The sequence below is a fragment of the Rahnella rivi genome (assembly GCF_019049655.1).
In the GTDB taxonomy this organism is placed as follows: Bacteria; Pseudomonadota; Gammaproteobacteria; order Enterobacterales; family Enterobacteriaceae; genus Rahnella; species Rahnella rivi.
Genome location: NZ_JAFMOX010000059.1, coordinates 164,131 through 184,791 on the forward strand (window position 1 = coordinate 164,131; position 20,661 = coordinate 184,791).

Annotated in this window: 19 protein-coding genes and 2 tRNA genes; 8 read left to right on the forward strand and 13 right to left on the reverse strand. The window is 55.4% G+C overall.

The genetic code is table 11. From position 1 onward, the window contains the following. Window positions 1-65 precede the first annotated feature (65 nt). On the forward strand, window positions 66-1,214 hold the full coding sequence (locus tag J1779_RS12925) for a MalY/PatB family protein (protein WP_217203942.1): 1,149 nt from the start codon (window positions 66-68) through the stop codon (window positions 1,212-1,214). On the opposite strand, the gene J1779_RS12930 is transcribed toward J1779_RS12925, so the two are convergent. After that, complete coding sequence (locus J1779_RS12930) at window positions 1,211-1,771, reverse strand: VOC family protein (protein WP_217203943.1); 561 nt, start codon at window positions 1,769-1,771, stop codon at window positions 1,211-1,213. The genes J1779_RS12925 and J1779_RS12930 overlap by 4 nt on opposite strands. Window positions 1,772-1,989: 218 nt before the next feature. Here J1779_RS12930 and argS point away from each other — a divergent pair, with 218 nt between their 5' ends. Further along, window positions 1,990-3,723, forward strand: a complete 1,734-nt coding sequence (gene argS / locus J1779_RS12935) for an arginine--tRNA ligase (protein ID WP_056769482.1) — start codon at window positions 1,990-1,992, stop codon at window positions 3,721-3,723. Between the two features lie 66 nt (window positions 3,724-3,789). On the opposite strand, the gene murJ is transcribed toward argS, so the two are convergent. From murJ to rimJ, 4 genes are all read right to left on the reverse strand, one after another. Next, window positions 3,790-5,325: a murein biosynthesis integral membrane protein MurJ gene (gene murJ, locus J1779_RS12940; RefSeq protein WP_056769481.1), complete on the reverse strand. Its 1,536-nt coding sequence runs from the start codon at window positions 5,323-5,325 to the stop codon at window positions 3,790-3,792. Between the two features lie 167 nt (window positions 5,326-5,492). Then, complete coding sequence (locus tag J1779_RS12945; protein ID WP_217203944.1) at window positions 5,493-6,404, reverse strand: Gfo/Idh/MocA family protein; 912 nt, start codon at window positions 6,402-6,404, stop codon at window positions 5,493-5,495. 12 nt (window positions 6,405-6,416) lie between these two features. Continuing rightward, the gene (locus J1779_RS12950; protein ID WP_217203945.1) at window positions 6,417-7,070 is read right to left on the reverse strand and encodes a YceH family protein; all 654 of its coding nucleotides are present in this window, start codon (window positions 7,068-7,070) and stop codon (window positions 6,417-6,419) included. Between the two features lie 9 nt (window positions 7,071-7,079). Then, complete coding sequence (gene rimJ / locus J1779_RS12955; protein WP_056769474.1) at window positions 7,080-7,667, reverse strand: ribosomal protein S5-alanine N-acetyltransferase; 588 nt, start codon at window positions 7,665-7,667, stop codon at window positions 7,080-7,082. A 212-nt stretch (window positions 7,668-7,879) separates the two neighbouring features. Between rimJ and mdtH the strand changes: the two genes are divergently transcribed. From mdtH to J1779_RS12970, 3 genes are all read left to right on the forward strand, one after another. Further along, window positions 7,880-9,085, forward strand: a complete 1,206-nt coding sequence (gene mdtH, locus J1779_RS12960) for a multidrug efflux MFS transporter MdtH (protein ID WP_217203946.1) — start codon at window positions 7,880-7,882, stop codon at window positions 9,083-9,085. A gap of 156 nt (window positions 9,086-9,241) precedes the next feature. Continuing rightward, the gene (gene grxB / locus J1779_RS12965; RefSeq protein ID WP_056769471.1) at window positions 9,242-9,889 is read left to right on the forward strand and encodes a glutaredoxin 2; all 648 of its coding nucleotides are present in this window, start codon (window positions 9,242-9,244) and stop codon (window positions 9,887-9,889) included. Between the two features lie 147 nt (window positions 9,890-10,036). Next, a complete protein-coding gene (locus J1779_RS12970; protein ID WP_217203947.1) occupies window positions 10,037-10,600 on the forward strand; it encodes a lipoprotein in 564 nt (187 codons plus the stop codon). A 64-nt stretch (window positions 10,601-10,664) separates the two neighbouring features. Here the strand turns inward: J1779_RS12970 and J1779_RS12975 are convergent, their stop codons facing one another. The 4 genes from J1779_RS12975 to J1779_RS12990 all read right to left on the reverse strand — a co-directional run bounded on the left by J1779_RS12975 (window position 10,665) and on the right by J1779_RS12990 (window position 14,665). Beyond that, window positions 10,665-11,249, reverse strand: coding sequence for a TorD/DmsD family molecular chaperone (locus J1779_RS12975; RefSeq protein ID WP_122094880.1), 585 nt, complete (start codon window positions 11,247-11,249; stop codon window positions 10,665-10,667). Window positions 11,250-11,309: 60 nt separating this feature from the next. Continuing rightward, window positions 11,310-12,050, reverse strand: a complete 741-nt coding sequence (locus J1779_RS12980) for a phosphatase (RefSeq protein WP_217203948.1) — start codon at window positions 12,048-12,050, stop codon at window positions 11,310-11,312. A gap of 66 nt (window positions 12,051-12,116) precedes the next feature. After that, window positions 12,117-13,058, reverse strand: a complete 942-nt coding sequence (gene ghrA / locus J1779_RS12985; RefSeq protein ID WP_122094878.1) for a glyoxylate/hydroxypyruvate reductase GhrA — start codon at window positions 13,056-13,058, stop codon at window positions 12,117-12,119. A 125-nt stretch (window positions 13,059-13,183) separates the two neighbouring features. Next, on the reverse strand, window positions 13,184-14,665 hold the full coding sequence (locus J1779_RS12990; protein ID WP_056769461.1) for a peptide MFS transporter: 1,482 nt from the start codon (window positions 14,663-14,665) through the stop codon (window positions 13,184-13,186). Between the two features lie 393 nt (window positions 14,666-15,058). On the opposite strand from J1779_RS12990, the gene J1779_RS12995 reads away from it, so the two are divergent. The 3 genes from J1779_RS12995 to J1779_RS13005 all read left to right on the forward strand — a co-directional run bounded on the left by J1779_RS12995 (window position 15,059) and on the right by J1779_RS13005 (window position 15,433). Further along, a tRNA-Ser gene (locus tag J1779_RS12995) sits at window positions 15,059-15,148 on the forward strand. Next, a complete protein-coding gene (locus J1779_RS13000; protein ID WP_217203949.1) occupies window positions 15,106-15,249 on the forward strand; it encodes a hypothetical protein in 144 nt (47 codons plus the stop codon). The genes J1779_RS12995 and J1779_RS13000 overlap by 43 nt, the downstream gene beginning before the upstream one ends. 94 nt (window positions 15,250-15,343) lie before the next feature. Next, window positions 15,344-15,433 (forward strand) — tRNA-Ser (locus J1779_RS13005). A 315-nt stretch (window positions 15,434-15,748) separates the two neighbouring features. On the opposite strand, the gene astE is transcribed toward J1779_RS13005, so the two are convergent. The 4 genes from astE to astA are packed head-to-tail and all read right to left on the reverse strand — an operon-like array spanning window position 15,749 to window position 20,652. After that, window positions 15,749-16,729 carry a succinylglutamate desuccinylase gene (astE, locus tag J1779_RS13010; protein ID WP_217203950.1) on the reverse strand — a complete coding sequence of 327 codons (981 nt, stop codon included), beginning with the start codon at window positions 16,727-16,729 and terminating at the stop codon, window positions 15,749-15,751. 20 nt (window positions 16,730-16,749) lie between these two features. Then, complete coding sequence (astB, locus tag J1779_RS13015; RefSeq protein WP_217203951.1) at window positions 16,750-18,093, reverse strand: N-succinylarginine dihydrolase; 1,344 nt, start codon at window positions 18,091-18,093, stop codon at window positions 16,750-16,752. Between the two features lie 10 nt (window positions 18,094-18,103). Next, window positions 18,104-19,582 (reverse strand): succinylglutamate-semialdehyde dehydrogenase, encoded by a 1,479-nt coding sequence (gene astD / locus J1779_RS13020; RefSeq protein ID WP_217203952.1) that lies wholly within the window; start codon window positions 19,580-19,582, stop codon window positions 18,104-18,106. Further along, window positions 19,579-20,652 carry an arginine N-succinyltransferase gene (astA, locus tag J1779_RS13025; RefSeq protein ID WP_217203953.1) on the reverse strand — a complete coding sequence of 358 codons (1,074 nt, stop codon included), beginning with the start codon at window positions 20,650-20,652 and terminating at the stop codon, window positions 19,579-19,581. The genes astD and astA overlap by 4 nt, the downstream gene beginning before the upstream one ends. Window positions 20,653-20,661: the final 9 nt, after the last annotated feature.

A 20,661-nucleotide genomic window follows, 5' to 3' on the forward strand; every position in this document is an offset into this window, starting at 1 on the left:
CGCGTAGGCTCTTACAGATGAGCATCCCCGCCCAATTGCTTACTGCTTATTTAGGAAAACTAACTATGACACTCAATTTTGATTTATGGGTAGACCGCAGTCACAGCGATAGCCTTAAGTGGCATAAATACAATAATCAGGATGTCATTCCGCTTTGGGTAGCAGATTCCGATTTTACCGCTCCGCCTCAGGTGATCACCGAATTACAACAACGCGTCGCCGAGGGCGTTTTTGGGTACGGTTTTACGCCACCTGAACTGACTGAACTCGTGGTTCATCGCATGCGCGAGCGCCACAACTGGCACATTAAACCTGAGTGGATTGTCTGGCTGCCGGGCCTTGTTTGTGGTCTGAACGTCGCGGTACGCGCTAACGTCACTCAGCATCAAACCAGCCTGTTACCCATGCCGATATATCCGCCATTTATACAGGCCGCACAGTCAGAAGGCCGCGGTTACAAAGCCGTACCGGTCATCCAGCAACATCAACGCTGGGTGGCGGACTTCGCCGCAGTTGAAAGCCAGCTTGATGGCAGCGAAAAACTGTTGATGCTGTGCAATCCCTACAATCCGGGCGGCACGGTGTATCGCCGTGAAGAATTGCTGGAGCAGCAGGCGTTCGCAAAACGGCACGATCTCGTGGTGTGCTCCGACGAAATACACTGCGACCTGATCCTCGAATCCGGTCTTCAGCACATTCCGTTTGCCTCGCTAAATGACGATGCCGCGCAACGTTCAATTACGCTGCTTGCGCCGTCAAAAACCTTTAATCTTGCCGGGCTGGGCGCCTCAATGGCGATCATCCCGAATACTGAATTACGCCGTAAATTCCTTGAAACCAGCAAAGGCATCGTTCCTCACGTCAACATTCTGGCCTTCATCGCGGCAACCGCTGCCTATCGTGACGGAGATGCGTGGCTTGAGGCGCAACTCGATTATTTACGCGCTAATCGTACGCTTGCGACAACCCGCATCAACGCCATGCCTGGCTTAACCATGCTGGCACCGGAAGGCACCTACCTCGGCTGGATAGACGCAAGCGCCTTGCCGGTGGCCGACCCTTACCGCTTCTTTGTTGACGCAGGCGTGGGCTTTACGTCAGGGGCAGAATTTGGTGCCCCTTCTTTCGTTCGCATCAACTTTGCCTGCCAGCGCGCTTTACTTGAGAAGGCACTGGACCGGATGGATGCCGCCCTGCAAGAGCTGACGCGTTAATCCACTTCCCTTTCGCTGGCGACAATCTCGCGCAGGCTGTGCGGGTGAAATTTGATCGTCACAGACCCGTCGGTGATCGCCAGCGTCGGGTTGGCCAGCCGCTCATGTTCACCTTTTGGGGCGCTTTGTTTGAGCTTGATGCCCGGCATTATCAGGGCATCGTCGGCAATCAGCGCCAGCGCACGCGTATACAACCCTTCTTCGTCGCCCGGCAATACAATCTCAATGTGTTCCCAGCCTTCATGCGGATACCGCTTCTCGCCAGGGTAAGGTAATTCAACCAGATCGATGTGCAGCGGCCCGACTGTGAGGGGCTCATCCAGCGTAAACAGGCAGATAGGACGCCCGTTAATCTCTGTCTCGTTAAGCAGTGTGCCGCAGCGGGCCAGCCCGGCACGCCAGCGGTCGGCCGTCGTGTTTTGATGACAGCGCACGGAAATGTGATCGGCGTGAAAATCTGCCAGATTGATCTGCAACTTCGCCGCAAATGCTGTTAACACGCTGACAAAACGCGGTAAATCATCGGCTAAATCCTGTAATTCAGGCACATGTTTCATGGCAGGCATCCTAACTCTTTTCAGTTTGCGAATCTTCAGGGTCGGGTAATTTACACAGGCTTTCATCCGGTTGCCAGAGACACGCCGCAGAATCACGCTTTACTGCGCCACAGACGTGCGCCAATACTGACTCCACAGGCCTGATATGATATAAACACGCATCATTTTCGGTTCATCCGAAACAGAACGGGCAGTTAATCAAAACATAAGGTAATCCGGTGAATATACAGTCACTTCTTTCAGAAAAAGTCAGCCAGGCGCTGATCGCAGCAGGTGCATCTGCCGACAGCGAAGCGCAAGTCCGTCAGTCCGCCAAAGCCCAGTTTGGTGACTATCAGGCTAACGGTGTTATGTCAGTGGCAAAAAAACTCGGCATGCCACCGCGACAACTGGCAGAGAAAGTGGTTGAACTGTTGGATCTGAGCGGCATCGCCAATAAAGTTGAAATCGCCGGGCCGGGTTTCATCAACATTTTCCTCGATCCAGCCTTTGTCGGTGCGCACGTCGACAGCGCGCTGACTGACGCCAAACTGGGCGTCGCGCCGGTGGAACCGCAGACTATCGTCATCGACTACTCCGCCCCTAACGTGGCGAAAGAGATGCACGTTGGCCACATCCGCTCCACCATCATTGGTGATGCGGCGGTGCGTACCAACGAATTCCTCGGCCACAAAGTGATCCGCGCTAACCACGTTGGCGACTGGGGCACCCAGTTCGGCATGCTGATTGCTTACCTTGAGAAAGTGCAAAACGAAAATGCCGGTGACATGAACCTGGCTGACCTCGAAGAATTCTACCGCGCGGCAAAGAAAAACTACGACGAAGACGAAGCCTTTGCCGAGCGTGCGCGCGGCTACGTAGTGAAACTGCAGGGCGGCGACGACTACTGCCTGCAGATGTGGCGCAAGCTGGTCGATGTGACCATGAAGCAAAACCAGCTGACCTACAATCGTCTTAACGTCACTCTGACTCAGGACGATGTCATGGGTGAAAGCCTGTATAACAGCATGCTGCCAGGCATTGTTTCTGATCTGCAGGCCAAAGGTCTGGCCGTGGACAGTGAAGGCGCTGTGGTTGTCTATCTTGATGAGTATAAGAATAAAGAAGGCGATCCAATGGGGGTCATCATCCGTAAAAAAGATGGCGGCTACCTTTACACCACCACGGATATCGCCTGTGCCAAGTACCGCTACGAAACGTTGGGCGCCGATCGCGTTCTGTATTACATCGACTCCCGTCAGCATCAGCACCTTATGCAGGCATGGACTATCGCGCGCAAAGCCGGTTACGTCCCGGATTCCGTCGCACTCGAACACCATATGTTCGGCATGATGCTGGGTAAAGACGGCAAACCGTTCAAAACCCGTTCAGGCGGCACGGTGAAACTGTCCGATCTGCTGGATGAAGCGATCGATCGCGCACGTAAGCTTATTACCGAGAAAAACCCGGAACTGAAAGACGCAGAAGAGCTGGATAAGCTGGTTAACGCTGTCGGTATCGGCGCGATCAAATACGCAGATTTATCGAAAAGTCGTACCACTGACTACATCTTCGACTGGGATAACATGCTGGCGTTCGAGGGTAACACCGCGCCTTATATGCAATATGCATATACCCGCGTAGCGTCCATCTTTAAACGTGCTGACATCGACGTGAACAGCCTGACACAGCCGGTTGTGCTGCGCGAAGAACGCGAAGCGGCGCTGGCCACCCGCCTGTTGCAGTTCGAAGAAGTGCTGACCGTTGTTGCCCGCGAAGGTACGCCGCATACCATGTGCGCCTACCTGTACGATGTGGCCGGCCTGTTCTCCAGCTTCTACGAACATTGCCCGATCCTTAACGCAGAAGATGAAACCAGCCGCAACAGCCGCCTGAAGCTGGCACTGCTGACACAGCGCACGCTGAAAACCGGTCTGGATACACTGGGTATCGAAACCGTAGAACGTATGTAATTCGCGGTTTTGTGAGATTAAAAAAGGGCGCTCAGGCGCCCTTTTCTGTTTCTGTCATCCGTGGAATCAATCCAGACGTCGCGCAAATTCCTTCACCCGGAAACCCAGCAGGCCGAGTACGGCGAAATACGCCACCACACCCGCAGCAACCACTGCCGCAAGTCGCACCAGGCGATAAGCCATTCCGCCCACGTCCCAGGCTGGCATCAGCCACATCATGCCGATAAGTGCAGCGGACATCGCAAGCACCGCCACAAACAGCTTAATCAGGAAGACTTTCCAGCCCGGTTGCGGTTGGAAAATATCCTGCTTACGCAATTGCCAGTAAAGCAGTGAGGCATTCAGGCAGGCGGCCAGACCAATCGACAGCGAAAGCCCTGCGTGTTTCAGCGGGCCGATAAACGCCAGGTTCATCACCTGCGTCATCAGCAAGGTAAACATGGCGATTTTCACCGGCGTTTTGATGTCCTGACGGGAATAGAAACCCGGTGCCAGCACTTTTACCACGATTAAACCCATCAGCCCGACGGAGTAGGCGACCAGCGCACGTTGAGTCATCGATGCATCAAACGCGCTGAATTTACCGTACTGGAACAGCGCAACGGTCAGCGGTTTCGCCAGAATGCCCAGCGCCACAGAGCTCGGTAACGCCAGCAGGAAACACAGACGCAGGCCCCAGTCCATCAGGCGGTTATATTCGGCATGATTACCGCTGGAGAAACTGCGTGCCAGCGAAGGCAGCAGGATAGTGCCCAGCGCCACGCCCAGTACACCGGACGGGAACTCCATCAGGCGATCGGCGTAGTACATCCACGAAACTGAACCTGAAACCAGAAATGAGGCAAAAATGGTGTTTATGATCAGTGAAATCTGGCTCACGGAAACGCCCAGAATCGCCGGTCCCATCTGGCGCATTACGCGCCAGACGCCTGCATCTTTCAGGTTCAGGCGCGGAAGTACCAGCATGCCAATTTTCTTGAGGTGCGGCAGCTGGTAACCCAGTTGCAGCACACCACCGGCGACGACCGCCCAGGCCAGCGCCAGCACGGGAGGATGAAAGTACGGGGCGGCAAACAAAGCAAAACCGATCATGCTGACGTTGAGGAACGTCGGCGCAAACGCCGGAATCGAAAAGCGGTTCCAGGTATTTAGGATCGCCCCCGCCAGTGAGGCCAGAGAAATCAACAGGATATAAGGGAACGTAATGCGTAACAGCGAGCTGGTCAGCGCAAATTTATCCGGCGAATCAACAAAACCGGGCGCGGTGATGTAAATCACCCACGGTGCGGCAAACATCCCCAGTATCGTTACCACCGCCAGTACCAGCGTCAGCAAACCGGAGACATAGGCGATAAACGTCCTGGTCGCCTCTTCGCCCTGCTGGGTTTTATACTCAGCCAGGATCGGGACAAAAGCCTGAGAGAATGCGCCTTCGGCAAAGATTCGGCGCAGCAGATTGGGGAGTTTAAACGCCACAAAGAAGGCGTCGGTGACCATGCCGGCACCAAAAACGCGTGCCACGATGGCGTCGCGCGCAAAGCCCAATACACGTGAAAACATCGTCATGGAACTGACGGCTGCCAGAGATTTAAGTAGGTTCATGTCATTTTTCTTAATTGCCGGTGGGACTTGTAAATCAACGCGTTAATCATCAAAAACCACCCGCCTGTCTCGAAGATGCGCATAGTCTACGCATCCGCCCTGCAATAGCCACCGGCAGTTGTTATATATTGTAACCATCTGAGCCGGTGCCGTTTTATCGCGACGCGTCAGTTTTCCAGCAATTTCTCAATGAAGGTCTGGGCATAAATCGCCTGTTCGCCGCTGGTTTCCGGTGCGGTCTGATTGGTCACGCAATCCACAAAGTGTTCAATCGCCCCGACGAATCCGCGCTGCGTCAGCGTGCTTTGCCAGCCCGGCACCGGTGGCTGCGTCAGAACATCTTGCTGTTCTTCGCGCCAGAGCCGCATATCGTCAAGCTGATAGAAAGCCCCGTCGGTCACGGCCTGCACGCTTTCACGCGAAGTACCCGCGCGGCGGTGCATTGAGGTCGTCACCAGCGTTTCACCGCACAGGAAATGGTGTTCGCCGTAAAGCATCTGGTTGGATTCATTCACCTGAATCAGCCCGCTTTCCAGACTGGCATTGCCGCCCGCCAGCCACAGCGCGGTATCAACCACATGCAGATAATCATCCAGTAAAGTGAAACGCAGATCGTTTGGCCCGACGCTGTCGGTACGATGTTTATCCATGCGCACGGAAGCCGGTTCGCCCATCTGTTGTTTCAGCTGGCGATACAACGGCGCATAGCGGCGGTTAAAGCCCACCATTAATGTTTTACCCGCTTTATGCGCCCGCTCAACCAACTGCTCAGCCTGCGACAGTTCCGCTGCCAGCGGTTTATCGACGTATACATGCACGCCCTGCGCCAGCAATTGCCCGACGACATCGAAATGGCTGGCCGTGCTGCTGTGAACAAACACCGCGTCACACTGGCTGGCCAGTTCATCGATGCGGGAGAAACAGGCCATGCGGTAACTGTCGCAAATGGCCTGAGCTTTTTGCTGATTAGGAGAAAAGCCCCCCACCAGCGTCCACTTTTCTGCATGGCTCAGTACGGGCAGATACGCTTTTTGCGCGATGCCGCCCAGACCGATAACTCCAATACGCAATTTACTCACAACCCGCTCCTGTTAATCGGCCAGATGTTGCAACACATTGTCCAGACGCTGCTTCAGTTCTGCCACTTCCGCTTCAAGGGTTTCCACACGCGCAGCCAGATCAGCGCTTTCCGGTGCGGCGCTGAACAGAGGTTCTTCAGCAGCGGTGGCGACATTGGTGACTTCGCCGCTGAACAAATGCATATAACGGCTTTCACGTTTACCCGGTTCACGCGCCAGACGCACGCAGAACGGGCCATCTTCGCGGTGGGTCAGTTCTGTCAGCGTTTGTTCAACTTCGGCAACGTCAGAAAAATCATGCAGACGATTGGTGCGCGTACGCAGTTCACCCGGCGTTTGTGCGCCGCGCAGCAACAGCGTAGTGACCACGGCCACTTCCTGCGGGGAAAACTTCAGATTGCCAAATTCGGAGTTACAGAAACGATGCTCGTATTTCATGGTGCGCGAACCGCTCAGGGTGCGGATAATGTGCTTTCTCAGCAGCAAATCCAGCGTTTGCTGAACGTCGCTTTCGCTAAGCTCCATCACCGGTTCACGGTTGGTCTTCTGGTTGCAGGCCGTGGTTAATCCGTTGAGGGTCATCGGATATTGTTCTGGCGTCGTCAGCTGTTTTTCCAGCAAACAGCCCACCACGCGGGCCTCCCGGGCACTGAGTTCATGTTTCATCTTGCTTCCTTATCGGGACGGGGGTGTCCATTCTCGCCAGGTCAGGGCAGTCAGTACGTGATCCTGCCATTTACCGTCGATCAGCAAATAGTCGCTGGCATAGCCTTCGCGCTCGAAACCAAGACGCTCGAGCAACTGACCGCTGCGTTTATTGTGCGGCATATAGTTCGCCATAATACGGTGCATTTTTTGCTGACGTTGCATATAACGGATCAGCGACTGCAATGCCTCCTGCATCAGTCCCTGCCCCTGCCATTCCTGCCCCAGCGAATAACCAAGAAAACAGGCGTGAAATGAGCCGCGTAATACGTTGCTGAAATTCGCCACGCCCATCACGCGATTTTCGTCAGGATCGAGCAAAATAAAATAGTACGCACTGCCCTGTTTCTGCATTTCGGTAATCAGGCTCAGACGAGCCTGCCACCCGGAGGGATAACAATGACTTTCGTCTCTGACCGGTTCCCAGGGTTTGAGAAACGCCCGGTTCTCCGCATAGTATTCCGCAAGCCGGTGCGCATCACGATCGTGCACCAGGCGCAGAACCATCCGGTCAGTGGTAAGCCGCACCTTAGGCGCGGCAGATTTATAGCCAAACATCCCTTCCCTCCACATCCCGCATGGGTCGATAAATAGAATTTATAGGAAACCATAAAACATGCCTAATTCTGCCAGTCAGAACGCGGCTTGACGATAAAAAAATATTATCTATAGCGCCCTATCTAAATGCCTGTTTCCGGTTCAGACTGGAACGGTCTTTTCTCCTTTCTGTATCTGCCGGACAGGATACAAATAATCGCTCATGGTGAAGCATGTCTCTGGTATCACAAGCTCGGAGCTTGGGTAAGTATTTTCTGTTATTAGACAACGCGCTGGTTATTTTAGGCTTTTTCGTGGTGTTTCCGTTGATCTCGATCCGATTTGTCGATCAACTGGGATGGGCCGCGATGATCGTAGGTCTTGCGCTGGGTGTCCGGCAGTTAACGCAACAGGGATTAGGGATATTCGGCGGTGCCATTGCTGACCGTTTCGGTGCCAAGCCGATGATCATCACAGGCATGTTGTTACGCGCCGCCGGTTTCGCCACCATGGCGATGGCCGACCAGCCGTGGATATTGATCGTCTCCTGCATTCTTTCCGGCCTGGGCGGCACTCTGTTTGATCCACCCCGCACGGCACTGGTCATCAAACTCACCCGCCCGCATGAGCGCAGCCGCTTTTTCTCGCTGATGATGATGCAGGACAGCGCCGGTGCGGTGATCGGCGCGCTGATCGGCAGCTGGCTGCTGCAATATGATTTCCATTATGTCTGCTGGGCCGGTGCGGCCATCTTCTGTCTGGCCGCTGCCTGTAATGCCTGGCTGCTGCCGGCTTACCGCATTTCCACCATGCGCACCCCGATGCGTGAAGGCATGATGCGCGTGCTGCGCGACCGGCGTTTTCTGTCCTACGTGCTGACGCTGACCGGTTATTACATGCTGACCGTGCAGGTGATGCTGATGCTGCCGATCGCGGTTAATGACGTGGCGGGCAGCCCGGCCGCCGTGAAATGGATGTACGCCATTGAAGCCGTGCTGTCCCTGACCCTGCTCTACCCGATTGCGCGCTGGAGCGAGAAAAGGTTCCGCCTCGAACAACGCCTGATGTTTGGCCTGCTGATCATGACGCTGAGCCTGCTGCCAGTCGGGCTGGTCACCTCAATCAATCCGCTGCTGCTGCTCATCGGCTTTTTCTATATCGGCTCGATCATTGCTGAACCGGCGCGTGAAACCCTCAGCGCGTCGCTGGCCGATTCACGTGCACGCGGCAGTTACATGGGCTTCAGCCGCCTTGGGCTGGCGCTGGGCGGCGTCATCGGTTATACCGGCGGTGGCTGGATGTACGACACCGGGCGCGCCCTCGAACTGCCTGAATTACCGTGGTTTTTACTCGGTATCGTGGGCTTTATCACCCTCACTGGCCTGTACTGGCAATTCAACCTGCGACGCATTGAGCCAGCCATGCTCAGCGGCGGCTAATGTTTGTGCTTTACACCGCGCTTCCCGGAGCGCGGTTTGATCTCCCCGCCTTAATTACCCATACTGAATCTTATAGTTAGATAAAATCCGAACCTACATCCGGCATTTTCCACGCACCCTACAGGTCACCGCCGGCGAAAACAGGAGCCATGAAATATGAAACTTTACGTTTACGAACATTGCCCTTTCTGCGTAAAAGCACGCATGATTTTCGGTTTGAAGAACATTCCCGTTGAACTCAAAGTGTTGCTGAATGACGACGAGCAGACGCCGATTTCGATGGTGGGCAAGAAGATGGTGCCTATTCTGCAAAAACAGGACGGCAGTTTCATGCCAGAGAGCATGGATATCGTGAATTACATCGATAAAAGTGACGGAAAACCGCTGCTGACCGGCCCGACGAATGCGGCCATTGCCACCTGGCTGCGCCACGTTTCCGAATACACTGGCCGTCTGTTCCTGCCCCGCTTTGCCACCGCGCCACTGGAAGAGTTTTCCACCCCCGAAGCGCGTAAATATTTTTCCGATAAAAAGCAGGCCGCCAGCGGAGATTTTCAGGAGCATCTGAAGCACTCTGACGGATTGATCAAGAAGGTCAGCCAGGATTTACGCGCCCTCGACAAACTGATCGTCGAACCGAACGCCGTGAACGGTGAGCTTTCTGAGGATGACATTCACCTGTGGCCGGTGCTGCGTTCTCTGTCCATTGTTCAGGGTGTTGAATGGCCCTCCCGCGTGCAAGCCTACCGCGACAATATGGCGAAACAGACGCAGGTTAATTTGCTCACCCGCCTCGCAAGCTAACCCGTCATTGAGCCGGAGATCGTTCTCCGGCTTATTTTTACTTTCCAACTGCGCCCTCAGCACTTAGGCTAATCAGCGTTGTCTGATTGGAGCCATGCCGTATTACGGTCATGCTGACAAATAAAGTGTTCATGTAATGAGGGAAGAATGACAAAACGAATTCTCGGTGCCGCATTTTTGCTGTGCGCCACTGTGCTGACCGGGTGTAACCAGCTCACGCAGTACACCATCAGCGAGCAACAGGTGAATGATTACCTGCAAAAGAACAATAATTTCGTGAAGCAACTCGGTGTACCTGGGCTTGTGGATGCGAAAATTGTTCTGACTCATCTCAGCAGCCAGATTGGCCGCGCTGAGCCGGGCGTCGTGACCCTGACCGGTGACGCCAGTGTGGATATTTCCTCACTGTTCGGTCCCCAGAAAGCGGATATGCATCTGACCCTCAAGGCTAATCCTTCGTTCGATCGCGAGAAAAGCGCCATTTTCCTGAAAGATATGCAGGTGGTGGATTACACCATCAAGCCGGAAAAAATGGACAGCGTGATGAAAGGGCTGATGCCGTACCTGAACAATTCGCTGAAAACCTATTTTGATCAGCGTCCGGCCTACGTGCTGAACGGCGATCGCAGTAAAGGTGAAGCGATGGCGAAGAAACTGGCGAAAGGCATTGAAGTGAAACCGGGTGAACTGGTGATCCCTTTCACTGAATAATCATCGTCCGTAAAAAAGCCCGGCGCATTTTCATGGCCGGGCTTTTGTCATTTCAGGGGACGATTTACTGATCGTCTTCCTCGTCATCTTCCAGATCGTCTGGCAGCTGTTCTTCCAGTTCGTCGCGCATCGCCTGCAAGGCTTCACGGCTGATTTCAGATAATGTGCGGTAGAAACCGCTGGTGGCATGCGCTTCCACTTTACCGAGGAACTTGCCACACCACGGGAACAGGAATTCATCAAACAGCGTGATTTGCGCGCTGACTTCATCTTCCTTCGACTGATCTTCCAGCCATGACGCCGCCAGCAGCATTGCGCCGAAATGGTCGGCAGGCCCCTCGCCCAGCGGCATTCCGCGCTGTTGCAGGAAAGTGCGCACATCCATTTCATTCGCGCCTTCCACATAATCACTGCGGAAAGGCGAAACGGCGCATTCTGAACCGACAAACAGATGATTAAATTCAGCCGCCAGCGTTTCAGGGTTGGCGCTTTCCTGTAAACGTATCAGCAGCGCATTTTGCTCCAGTGGCCAGTGCTCACGCAGTTTTCCGTCCTGAATCAGGCCAAAAAGTGGAACCAGTAACGGATCCTGCGGCTGGCGGTAAAACAGCGTACCGAGTACGCGGCAAACAATAGAAAACTCATTCATAACAGTAACCTGATCAGACAATGAAAAGGGCTAAACCCCTGCGATTTGGCGGCGACAATGTCACAGTTCGCTGAGTTCTGCAATTGGCGCACGGCCACGCTTCTCCAGAAAATCCAGGAAACGGCGCGGGCTGACGTTCAGAATACGGTCTTCAGGGAAATCCACTTCACGCAGAATTCGCTCGCAATGTTCAAATCCGCCGAGTGAATACGCGATATGCGAATCCGACCCCAGCGCCAGCCAGCCACCGGCTTCTTTCACCGCCAGCGCAATGGCGCGGCAATTAGGCTCGCTGCCCACGCGGGAGTGAATAAACGACGAATTATTCAGCTCCAGCGCTACGTCATATTTCGCGGCAGCCGCGGCGACGGCCGGAATGTCTATCGGGTATTTCGGGTTACCGGGATGCGAAATAATATGCACGTCTCCGCCCGCCATCGCGGCAATAATGGCCGCGGTGTGAGTTTCTTTATCGACAGGTTGCATCACCGGCTCGTGGAAACCGGCAATGATCACGTCGATCTCGGTGAGCATCGGGCCGGTACAGTCGATATCGCCATGAATATTTTTAATATTTGATTCGATACCGCGCAGGATGCCAACGCCGTTCACCAGACGCGGCCAGACCCGCATATTCATAAAGTGCCAGTAGTGCGGCGCATCGGCCATATCAGGACCATGATCGGTAATGGCAAACAGCTTAATGCCCTTTTCCGCTGCTTCATCAATGTAATCATGCAGCGTGCTGTAAGCATGCGTGCTGGCCACAGTATGCATATGTAAATCGACCGGGTACGGCATGTACTCTCCTTGAGAATGTTCCGCTGTGGCTAAATGACCACAGCTTTAATCATGTTAACAGACTCGTCAGTAACCTCGCGCAAGATCGACACGTCCTGCCGGTTCACGCCCCGCCTCTATCGCCAGAATATTATTCACAATGCTGTCCATCGCCTCTTCCGGCAGCGTGTCCGCCGCCACGTGCGGCGTAATGCTCACGCGCGGATGCGTCCAGAACGGATGCATAGCCGGTAACGGTTCTTCGACAAAGACGTCAAGCGTGGCGGCGGCAATCTGCCCGCTGTCGAGCGCGCGCAGTAAATCGCCTTCCACCAGATGTCCGCCACGGCCGAGGTTAATCAGGTAAGCATTATGATGTAAATATGTGAACAGTTGATGATCGAGAATACCGGCGGTGTGCGGCGTATTGGGCAACAGATTGATCAGCACTTTGCAACCGGTGGCAAATGCCTCCAGCTGGTCGTCGCCGAAGAAACTCTGCACGCCTTCCTGCGACTTGGCACTGCGGCTCCAGCTGCGCACGGTAAATTTCATCCCGGCCAGCGTTTTCGCCACGCTGCTGCCGAGCACGCCGGCGCCGAGAATACCGACGGTAAAGTCACTGCGTGAATGCGGCGCAAGAGGTCGCCACTGTTTTTGTTGCTGGAAAAGCTGATATTCATCCATCCGGCGGAAATAGCGCAGCACACTCGCCAGCGCATACTCCTGCATCTGCAACGCCATGCCGGTGTCTTCAAGGCGGATCAGCGGCACACCGGCGGGCAGAGTGCCGGGCTGACGCGCTTCCTGAGTGAGAATGGCATCGACCCCCGCGCCCAGCGCGAAAATGCCTTTAAGCTGCGTTCGCGGCGCCAGCATGGCATGAGGCGGACGCCACACCAGCGCGTAATCTGCCGGTTCTTCATCAGCCGCATTCCATACGCGGACGTTGGCCTGCGGTAATCTTTTGGTTATTCCGTCAATCCAGGGTTTGGCATCAAATGTAGGGTGGTAAAAAATTATGTTCATCTTTGTGACCTCCGGTGTGCTGATAGATTTCCCTGAATATCATCGGGATGCAACCCTGAGGCCGAAAAAAGAACAGGCCCCGAAAATCGGAGCCTGTGAAATAAATGATTGATGAGATAAAAAACTCAGGCAGCAGCAGGCTCACGGCTGATCAACCGGCGCAGCAGCGGGATCAACACCAGCAGTACCACACCGGTCGCAACAGATCCCCAGCCCAGCGCGTTGAACACCTGGCTGTAACCCGGATTGGTGACTAACGGCGTGCTGCCCGCATTTTGCGGCATCAGCCCGGAGATATAACTCGCCAGTACCGAAGCCACGCCGGTGACCATCATCCAGCAGCCCATCATCACACCCTGATAGCGCGCCGGAGCCAGTTTACCGATCATGGCGTAACCTATCGGCGAAATCAGCAGCTCACCGATACTTTGCAGCAGGTAGCTGATGGCAATCCATTTGAACGCCACCAGCCCGTCGCCGCCTGCCAGATGAATACCAAACGGCAGCACCAGCATACCCAGCCCCATGCAGAACAGGGAGGCGGAGAACTGCGTCGGGATATCAATGTTCCAGCCGCGCTGACGCAGGTTTTTAAACCACAGCGCCATCAGCGGCCCGCCAATCACAATCACCAGCGTATTGATGTTCTGGATCCATTGCGGTGCCACACGAATGCCGTACACGTTCAGATCAATATTGTGCTCAGAGAACAGCATCAGGCCCATCGGCGCCAGCTGATAGAGCGTCCAGAACACCAGCGAACCTAGCGCCAGCAGCAGATAAGCTTTCATCCGGCGGCGTTCGTCAGTATCACGATGACGGAACGTTACCAGCGCCATCAGTGCAAAAATAATCACGCCCAGCACCACCACGAAATAACTGCTGAACTCGGCGTGGGTCAGCAGCATACGGATAACCGGCACCAGCACGATCAGAATGGCGATACCGACCGCCATCCGGCGTAACATCTGGCTGCGGCTGGCCTCTTTCAGCGGTGTGCTGATATCAGCCAGAATCGACCAGCGGGACAGCGTCACGACGATCGCCGCAACATTTCCCAGCGTGGCGAACAGGAACAGCGCACGGTAGTTTTCGCTCAGCTGGAAATACCCGGCCACGGCAAAGCCGATGAAGAAACCGAGGTTCATCCCGGCGTAGTTCCACAGGAAAGCCGACTCGCGGCGATCGTCGTCCGGCGCAAACCGCTGCGTCAGCATCATGTTCAGGCAGGTGACGTTCAGTCCGCTGCCGGTGAGGAACATCGCCAGCCCCCAGTAAAGGCCGGTCACGCCTTCAAGTGCAATCAGCGCACAGCCAAACACCTGCAACACCATGCCCAGCACAAACAGGTTACGGTTGCTGAGATAGCGCCCGCCAAGATAGCCGCCGAACATATGCAGACCGTAGTTGAACGCGCCAAACACGCCCATAATGGCGTTAGCATTATCTTCACTAAAGCCGAGTTTTTTCGTGGCATACAGCACCAGCGTGGAATACAACACGGCGAAGCCGAGCGTCGCAAAGGTCTGAACGAAGAATAAAGTGCCTGCACCCGCGGGTATCGCGGGCCGGTGTTGCGACGTGGTCGCGTTGTTTGGCTGACTCAAGAATAACCCCTGTCCCGGTTTATGAAATAACGCTGCTTCGTCTGACGACTTGTACAGTTCTTATAGGAAGCAATTTTTCGAAGGGCAATGTTATACCGCCACGACTGGCGCTTTTCACAACATATGTTGCTATTTGAGCGTAACAAAACGTGTTTGCGGGTTAATCACACACTTATGCGGTTTACTCATTATTGACTCTGCGAGATTAGAAAAATTAATCTCCTGCGCAGCGCCCTCACGGTTGTTCAGGCTTAACGCGTTATTTGCTCTGTAAATCATCAAATTGCTCTAAGTTTGGCTAATCGGCACGGAACCTGCAAAAGAATGTTGACGATGAAGCGACTTTTCCCTACATTAGCGCCGGTCAGCAGCACTGCGGTGCAACTGACAGCTGGAGAGGTGTCTGAGTGGCTGAAGGAGCACGCCTGGAAAGTGTGTATATGAGCAATCGTATCGAGGGTTCGAACCCCTCTCTCTCCACCACATTAAACGGAAAAGGTTCTGATGAAAATCAGGACCTTTTTTGTTTTGGGCGCTCTAAAAATCCGGCTGCCCGTGAAATATTCCCGCTGAACAGACTCTGAGCGCCTGACACAAAACGCCGAAAATTTTCTTGACCCCTCGCGGCTGTCTCCCTATAGTAGCGCCCCGTTGCAACGCTCGCGCTGTAACGAACACGGTGAGGTGTCTGAGTGGCTGAAGGAGCACGCCTGGAAAGTGTGTATACGAGAAATCGTATCGAGGGTTCGAACCCCTCTCTCACCGCCAAATTAAAGAAAAGGGTCCTGATGAAAATCAGGACCCTTTTCTTTTGGTTGCAATTCTAACGCGTCAAATTTCATGATTTTCATCCATGAAAAAGGCGGGTGTCCCCCGCCTTATTGAGATCAGTTTCTTCAGAACCCATCGTATTCGTCATAAATCATGTTCATATGATCCTCCCTGAACCGTTTAATTACATCTTCGCGTAACAAGAACATGCAATGAATTCAACGCCATGCATAATCCGATGAACACAAATCACTCACAAGAGAACTATCTTGCAATACTGTATGAACAAATCAGGAAGACGTCTCGCAAAAATCACATCTTCACCAGCATCAGCCCTGCCCTTAATCCCAGTGCGACATTCGGGTTCGGGAACAGCACCGCTTCTTCGTCTGCTTCCACTTTATAGATCCTGCCGTTTTCCTGTGCGATGACAAAACCCTGGCTGAACACGGTGAAATTCACAGCATCAGCCGGGACAAACAGCTGGAAGTCTTCCTTTGAGCGGATCACGTCCTGCACCACGCGGTAATGCACCAGCGGCGCGGTGGCTTCACGTGCGGGTAAGGGTTCGCCGCTGACCAGCGTTTCCAGCGCACGGCGGATGCCGGTGAACTGCGCATGATCGTTACTGCCAAACGGCAACGCCTTACCCAGCTCCAGCGTGCAGCTGTCTGCCTGAAAAACGTCGCTGCTGAAATGGGTAAAGGTGCCGCCCGGTGAGCGATGATGCACCAGGGCGTCCAGCCCGGCAGCGTCGAGCCATTCGAGCATAGACTCCGCGGGTGGCCGCGCCTGAAAAGGCAGCAGGCCGAAACGCACATGCCGGGATCCGCGGATCGCCGTGTGCAAGTCATAATGCAACCGCTGCGTGGCTCCGGCGGCGGAGGCGCTGCGGTAGAACAGCGCCATCACCTGCTCCAGCTCCTGCGCGCGGCGGGTTTCATCGTTAGGTTTATAACGGGCGTGGCGGCCACCAAACATGCGGTTCATGTCGGTATCCACATAGCGTTTGTTGATGCGCATTGACGGCGGATTACCCAGCAACACCAGCAGCCGGGTTCGCAGCAGCCTTTCGCCCGACAACAGCTCGCTGACCAGCTGGCTGAGCAGCTCGATGGGCGCGGTTTCGTTACCGTGAACGCCCGCAGAAATCACCGCCGCCGTCTCACAAGGCTGGCGCGGTGAAAGCTCGAGGATCCCCTCGCCGCGCCACTGCCAGTCCAGCGTTTCCGTTTGTCCCGAAGGCTCAGACACCGGCTCGCCGGAAAGCGTCACCGCCAGAAAATCAAACATCTGTTCACTCCTGTGATGGCTCAGCGCTGGAACGGATAAATCGGCCCCAGACCGAGAATATTGGTCAGTTCATCAAGCGCGGTGCGCACTTCGGTAAGCAGTTGCGGATCGGCCAGATCTTTGGCCTGCATCCGGTCACGGTAATGTTTATCGACCCAGGTATTCAGGCTGATAAACTGCGTGTCGCTCATCAGGGAGCCCACATTGACCGCGTTCAGTTCATTGCGATTAAGTGCCACGCGCAGACGCAAACACGCAGGTCCGCCGCCGTTACGCATACTTTCGCGCAGATCAAACACTTCAATCTGATTCACCGGCCCGCCGCTTTCGATCAGCGCCGATAAATAAGACCAGACCCCCACATGCTGACGGGACTCTTCCGGCACCACCAGCAGCATTTTGCCGTCGGATTTGGTCAGTAACTGGCTGTTAAACAGGTAAGTCGCGACCGCATCGTCAAGAGACACTTTTGACTGCGGCACTTCAATGGGCTGGAAATCCAGATCCAGCGCGGCCATTTTGCGACGAATTTCCTCCAGTGCGACGGCAGAATTCACAAACGCCTGTTCGTGATGGAAAAGCACGTTGCCGTTGCTGACTGAAATGACGTCGTTATGAAACACACCGCTGTCGATGGCCTGCGGGTTTTGCTGAACAAACACCGTGCGTTGCTCATTCAGCTGATGCAGACGTGCCACCGCGTCACTGGCTAAGCGGGTCTGACGCGCAGGATAGCGCACCGGTTCGTTTTCGCCGGTGACCAGCCCGTCGCGCCCGTACACAAACACCTGCACGCCGGGCTTGTCATATTCGCCGCACAACCGGTTATGGTTGGCCGCCCCTTCATCACCCAGCGCGCCCACCTGCGGCAGCGCCCCGTGATGGGCAAAGTAGCGGTCAGCATGAAAGGTCGCACGCAAAATGGCCGATGTGGTGTCGGCTTCGATCGCGCGATGAAATTTATTGTTCAGATTCGCCACCGTGAAATGCACACGGCCATCTGCACTGTCGGCTGAGGGCGACACCGTGGCGGCGTTCGCCACCCACATAGCCGATGCCGAGCTCAGTGACGACAGCAGACGCGGCGAGTACGTCTGCGCTTTGGTCAGCACTTCACGGTCGCTGCCGCCAAACCCCATCTGCCGTAAGGTGCTCAGATGCGGGCGTTCATGAGGCGGCAAAATGCCCTGCGCAAAGCCCAGATCGGCCAGCGCTTTCATTTTCAGCAGACCCTGTTTGGCCGCCAGACGCGGGTTCGCCACCGCGTTCTGATTTTTGGTTGAGGCTTCGTTGCCAAACGACAGCCCCGCATAATGGTGCGTCGGCCCGACTAAACCGTCGAAATTTGCTTCACATCCAGACATGCCTGTCTCCTCAGGTTGTGCGGAAATCAATACCCGGCGACAGCGTCGCGGGGAGTTCCAGCCTGTCTGTTTCCAGCGAGGCCATTGGCCACGCGCAATAATCGGCTGCGTAATACGCGCTCGGACGATGATTCCCCGATGCGCCGATCCCGCCAAATGGCGCATTACTCGACGCGCCGGTGAGCGGTTTGTTCCAGTTCACAATCCCCGCCCGTGCTTCCAATAATAGCTGCTCAAAGCGATCGCGCCCGGCGGAGATTAATCCGGTCGCCAGCCCGAAGCGGGTCTGATTCGCCAGGGCAATGGCGCTGTCAAAATCGCTGTAGCGGTAAATACCCAGCAACGGCCCGAAGTATTCTTCATCAGGCACGCCCGCCACGCCGGTCAGATCGATAATCCCTGGCGTCAGCACGGTATTAAGAGGATCAGGGCGGGTCAGCAGCAGCAGCGGTTTGCCGCCCAGCGCCAGTAATTCGTCCTGCGCTTTCAGCATATTGCGTGCGGCTGCGTCAGAAATCACCCCGCCCATAAACGGCTGGGGCTCATCATTCCAGCCGCCAATGCGCAGCTGCAGGGTCACCTCCAGCAGGCGCGCGATAAACGCATCGCCCGCCGCGCCCTCTTTCACCAGCAGACGACGCGCACACGTGCAGCGCTGCCCGGCAGAAATAAACGCCGACTGAATGGTCAGGTTAACCGCCGCATCAATGTCTTCCACCGGCTCAACAATCAGCGCGTTATTACCGCCCATTTCCAGCGCGAGAATCTTTTCAGGCTGACCGGCCAGCTGGCGGTGCAACTGATAACCGGTTCCCGCGCTGCCGGTAAACAGCAACCCGTCGATATCTGCGCAGGCCGCCAGCGCTTCACCGGTGCTGCGCCCGCCCTGCACCAGATTCAACACGCCGTCGGGCAAACCGGCCTGTTGCCATAACTTCACGGTTTCTTCCGCCGTTTTAGGCGTCAGTTCACTCGGTTTGAAAATCACGGTATTGCCCGCCAGCAATGCCGGAACGATATGGCCGTTCGGCAAATGACCGGGGAAATTATACGGGCCGAACACCGCCAGCACGCCGTGCGGACGGTGGCGCAGCACCGCTTCGCCGTCCGGCATCGCGGTATGTTTTTCGCCGGTACGCTGCTGGTTGGCTTCCAGCGAAATCGCCACTTTGCCGATCATGGCCTGAATTTCGGTCAGCGTTTCCCAGCGCGGTTTGCTGGTTTCCTGGCTGATGATTTCCGCCAGCCGGGTTTTATGCTCCGTCAGTAAACCGGCAAAACGCTGAATAACCTCCGCGCGTTCTGCCACGGTTTTGCGCGCCCAGGCGGGAAATGCCGTGCGGGCAGCCCGGCAGGCCATATCAACATCTTCCGCGTCAGCGCTCAGCGCCGACCACAGCAGGGTATTGTCCGCCGGATTGATTTTGTTCAGCTGCGCGCCCTGTCCGCTGCGCCACTGGCCCTGAATAAAGAGTGCGGGTTGCATCATGCGAGAGTTTCCTTTTTGAGAGGTTGCGTGGGAGCGTTCAGGTTGCTGCCGGGAAACAGCGCCACGGCGCGCATCATGTCGCCCTCACGCAGCCCGAGAATGTCAGCTTCGGCTGAACTGAGCGTCAGGGACTGCGGCGATTCTTCGCCCGCAATCAGCAGCGCCCGGAAGTTCTGATACTGCTCATTGGCCACCAGATACAGCGGCTCATCATCGCCGTCCCGGTGGTCTGCCAGGCGAACCGGCCACAGACGACTCTCTTTCACCGCGCGCAGCTGGTCAATTTCACCTTCCAGCGTCGGGCCGGCATCGAAAATATCCACATAGCCCTGATAACTCAGCCCTTCGCCTTCCAGCACCGCACGCGCCGGGGCGGTATGCGGATGCACTTCGCCGATCACTTCGCGGGCTTCGTGGCTGAGCAGGTCGGTATATAAAGGATGTTTGGGCATCAGCTCGGCGATAAAGGATTTCTGCCCCATGCCGGTCAGGCGGTCGGCTTCGGCGAATTCCATCCCGAAGAAGTGCCGCCCGACGCTGTCCCAGAACGGCGAATGGCCGCTGTCGTCTGAAACACCGCGCATTTCGGCGATCACCTTGCGGGAGAAATAGTCTCGAAACGCGGCCAGAAACAGAAAACGGACTTTCGCCAACAGCTGACCGTTTTTGCCATTGCGGTAATCGGGATCGAGAAACAGCGTGCAAAGCTCGGTATACCCGGTGTGATCGTTGCTGAGAAACAGCGTCGGCACCGGTTTATAAATATTCAGACTTTTGGAGGCGTGCACCAGCGTGCCGAGGCGGAAGTTGTACCACGGCTCGCTCAGGCCCACCGCCACTTCGATGGCGCTCACCCCCACCACTTTCGGCTGTTCTGTGTCTTCGAGCACAAACAGATAGCCCTGATCGGGTTTATCCAGACGGCCTTCCCAGGTCGCCACTGAACGCTCAATGCGCGCGCGCAACTGCGCCTCATCCTTGGGCAAAGACGTTAAACCGATGCCGGTTTTGCCTGACAACTGCAGAATATCGGCGAGATCGCCGGGCCGCACAGGTCGAATCAACATCATGATGCTCTA

What these genes read in the sequence shown, in the direction of transcription:
- astB (WP_217203951.1), bottom strand. Translation starts at nt 18,093, where the DNA reads ATGTCTGGATGTGAAGCAAATTTCGACGGTTTAGTCGGGCCGACGCAC.
- J1779_RS12975 (WP_122094880.1), bottom strand. Translation starts at nt 11,249, where the DNA reads ATGAATGAGTTTTCTATTGTTTGCCGCGTACTCGGTACGCTGTTTTAC.
- mdtH (WP_217203946.1), top strand. Translation starts at nt 7,880, where the DNA reads ATGTCTCTGGTATCACAAGCTCGGAGCTTGGGTAAGTATTTTCTGTTA.
- ghrA (WP_122094878.1), bottom strand. Translation starts at nt 13,058, where the DNA reads ATGAACATAATTTTTTACCACCCTACATTTGATGCCAAACCCTGGATT.
- astD (WP_217203952.1), bottom strand. Translation starts at nt 19,582, where the DNA reads ATGATGCAACCCGCACTCTTTATTCAGGGCCAGTGGCGCAGCGGACAG.
- murJ (WP_056769481.1), bottom strand. Translation starts at nt 5,325, where the DNA reads ATGAACCTACTTAAATCTCTGGCAGCCGTCAGTTCCATGACGATGTTT.
- J1779_RS12980 (WP_217203948.1), bottom strand. Translation starts at nt 12,050, where the DNA reads ATGCCGTACCCGGTCGATTTACATATGCATACTGTGGCCAGCACGCAT.
- J1779_RS12925 (WP_217203942.1), top strand. Translation starts at nt 66, where the DNA reads ATGACACTCAATTTTGATTTATGGGTAGACCGCAGTCACAGCGATAGC.
- astE (WP_217203950.1), bottom strand. Translation starts at nt 16,729, where the DNA reads ATGTTTGATTTTCTGGCGGTGACGCTTTCCGGCGAGCCGGTGTCTGAG.
- grxB (WP_056769471.1), top strand. Translation starts at nt 9,242, where the DNA reads ATGAAACTTTACGTTTACGAACATTGCCCTTTCTGCGTAAAAGCACGC.
- J1779_RS12970 (WP_217203947.1), top strand. Translation starts at nt 10,037, where the DNA reads ATGACAAAACGAATTCTCGGTGCCGCATTTTTGCTGTGCGCCACTGTG.
- J1779_RS12950 (WP_217203945.1), bottom strand. Translation starts at nt 7,070, where the DNA reads ATGAAACATGAACTCAGTGCCCGGGAGGCCCGCGTGGTGGGCTGTTTG.
- J1779_RS12930 (WP_217203943.1), bottom strand. Translation starts at nt 1,771, where the DNA reads ATGAAACATGTGCCTGAATTACAGGATTTAGCCGATGATTTACCGCGT.
- J1779_RS13000 (WP_217203949.1), top strand. Translation starts at nt 15,106, where the DNA reads ATGAGCAATCGTATCGAGGGTTCGAACCCCTCTCTCTCCACCACATTA.
- rimJ (WP_056769474.1), bottom strand. Translation starts at nt 7,667, where the DNA reads ATGTTTGGCTATAAATCTGCCGCGCCTAAGGTGCGGCTTACCACTGAC.
- astA (WP_217203953.1), bottom strand. Translation starts at nt 20,652, where the DNA reads ATGATGTTGATTCGACCTGTGCGGCCCGGCGATCTCGCCGATATTCTG.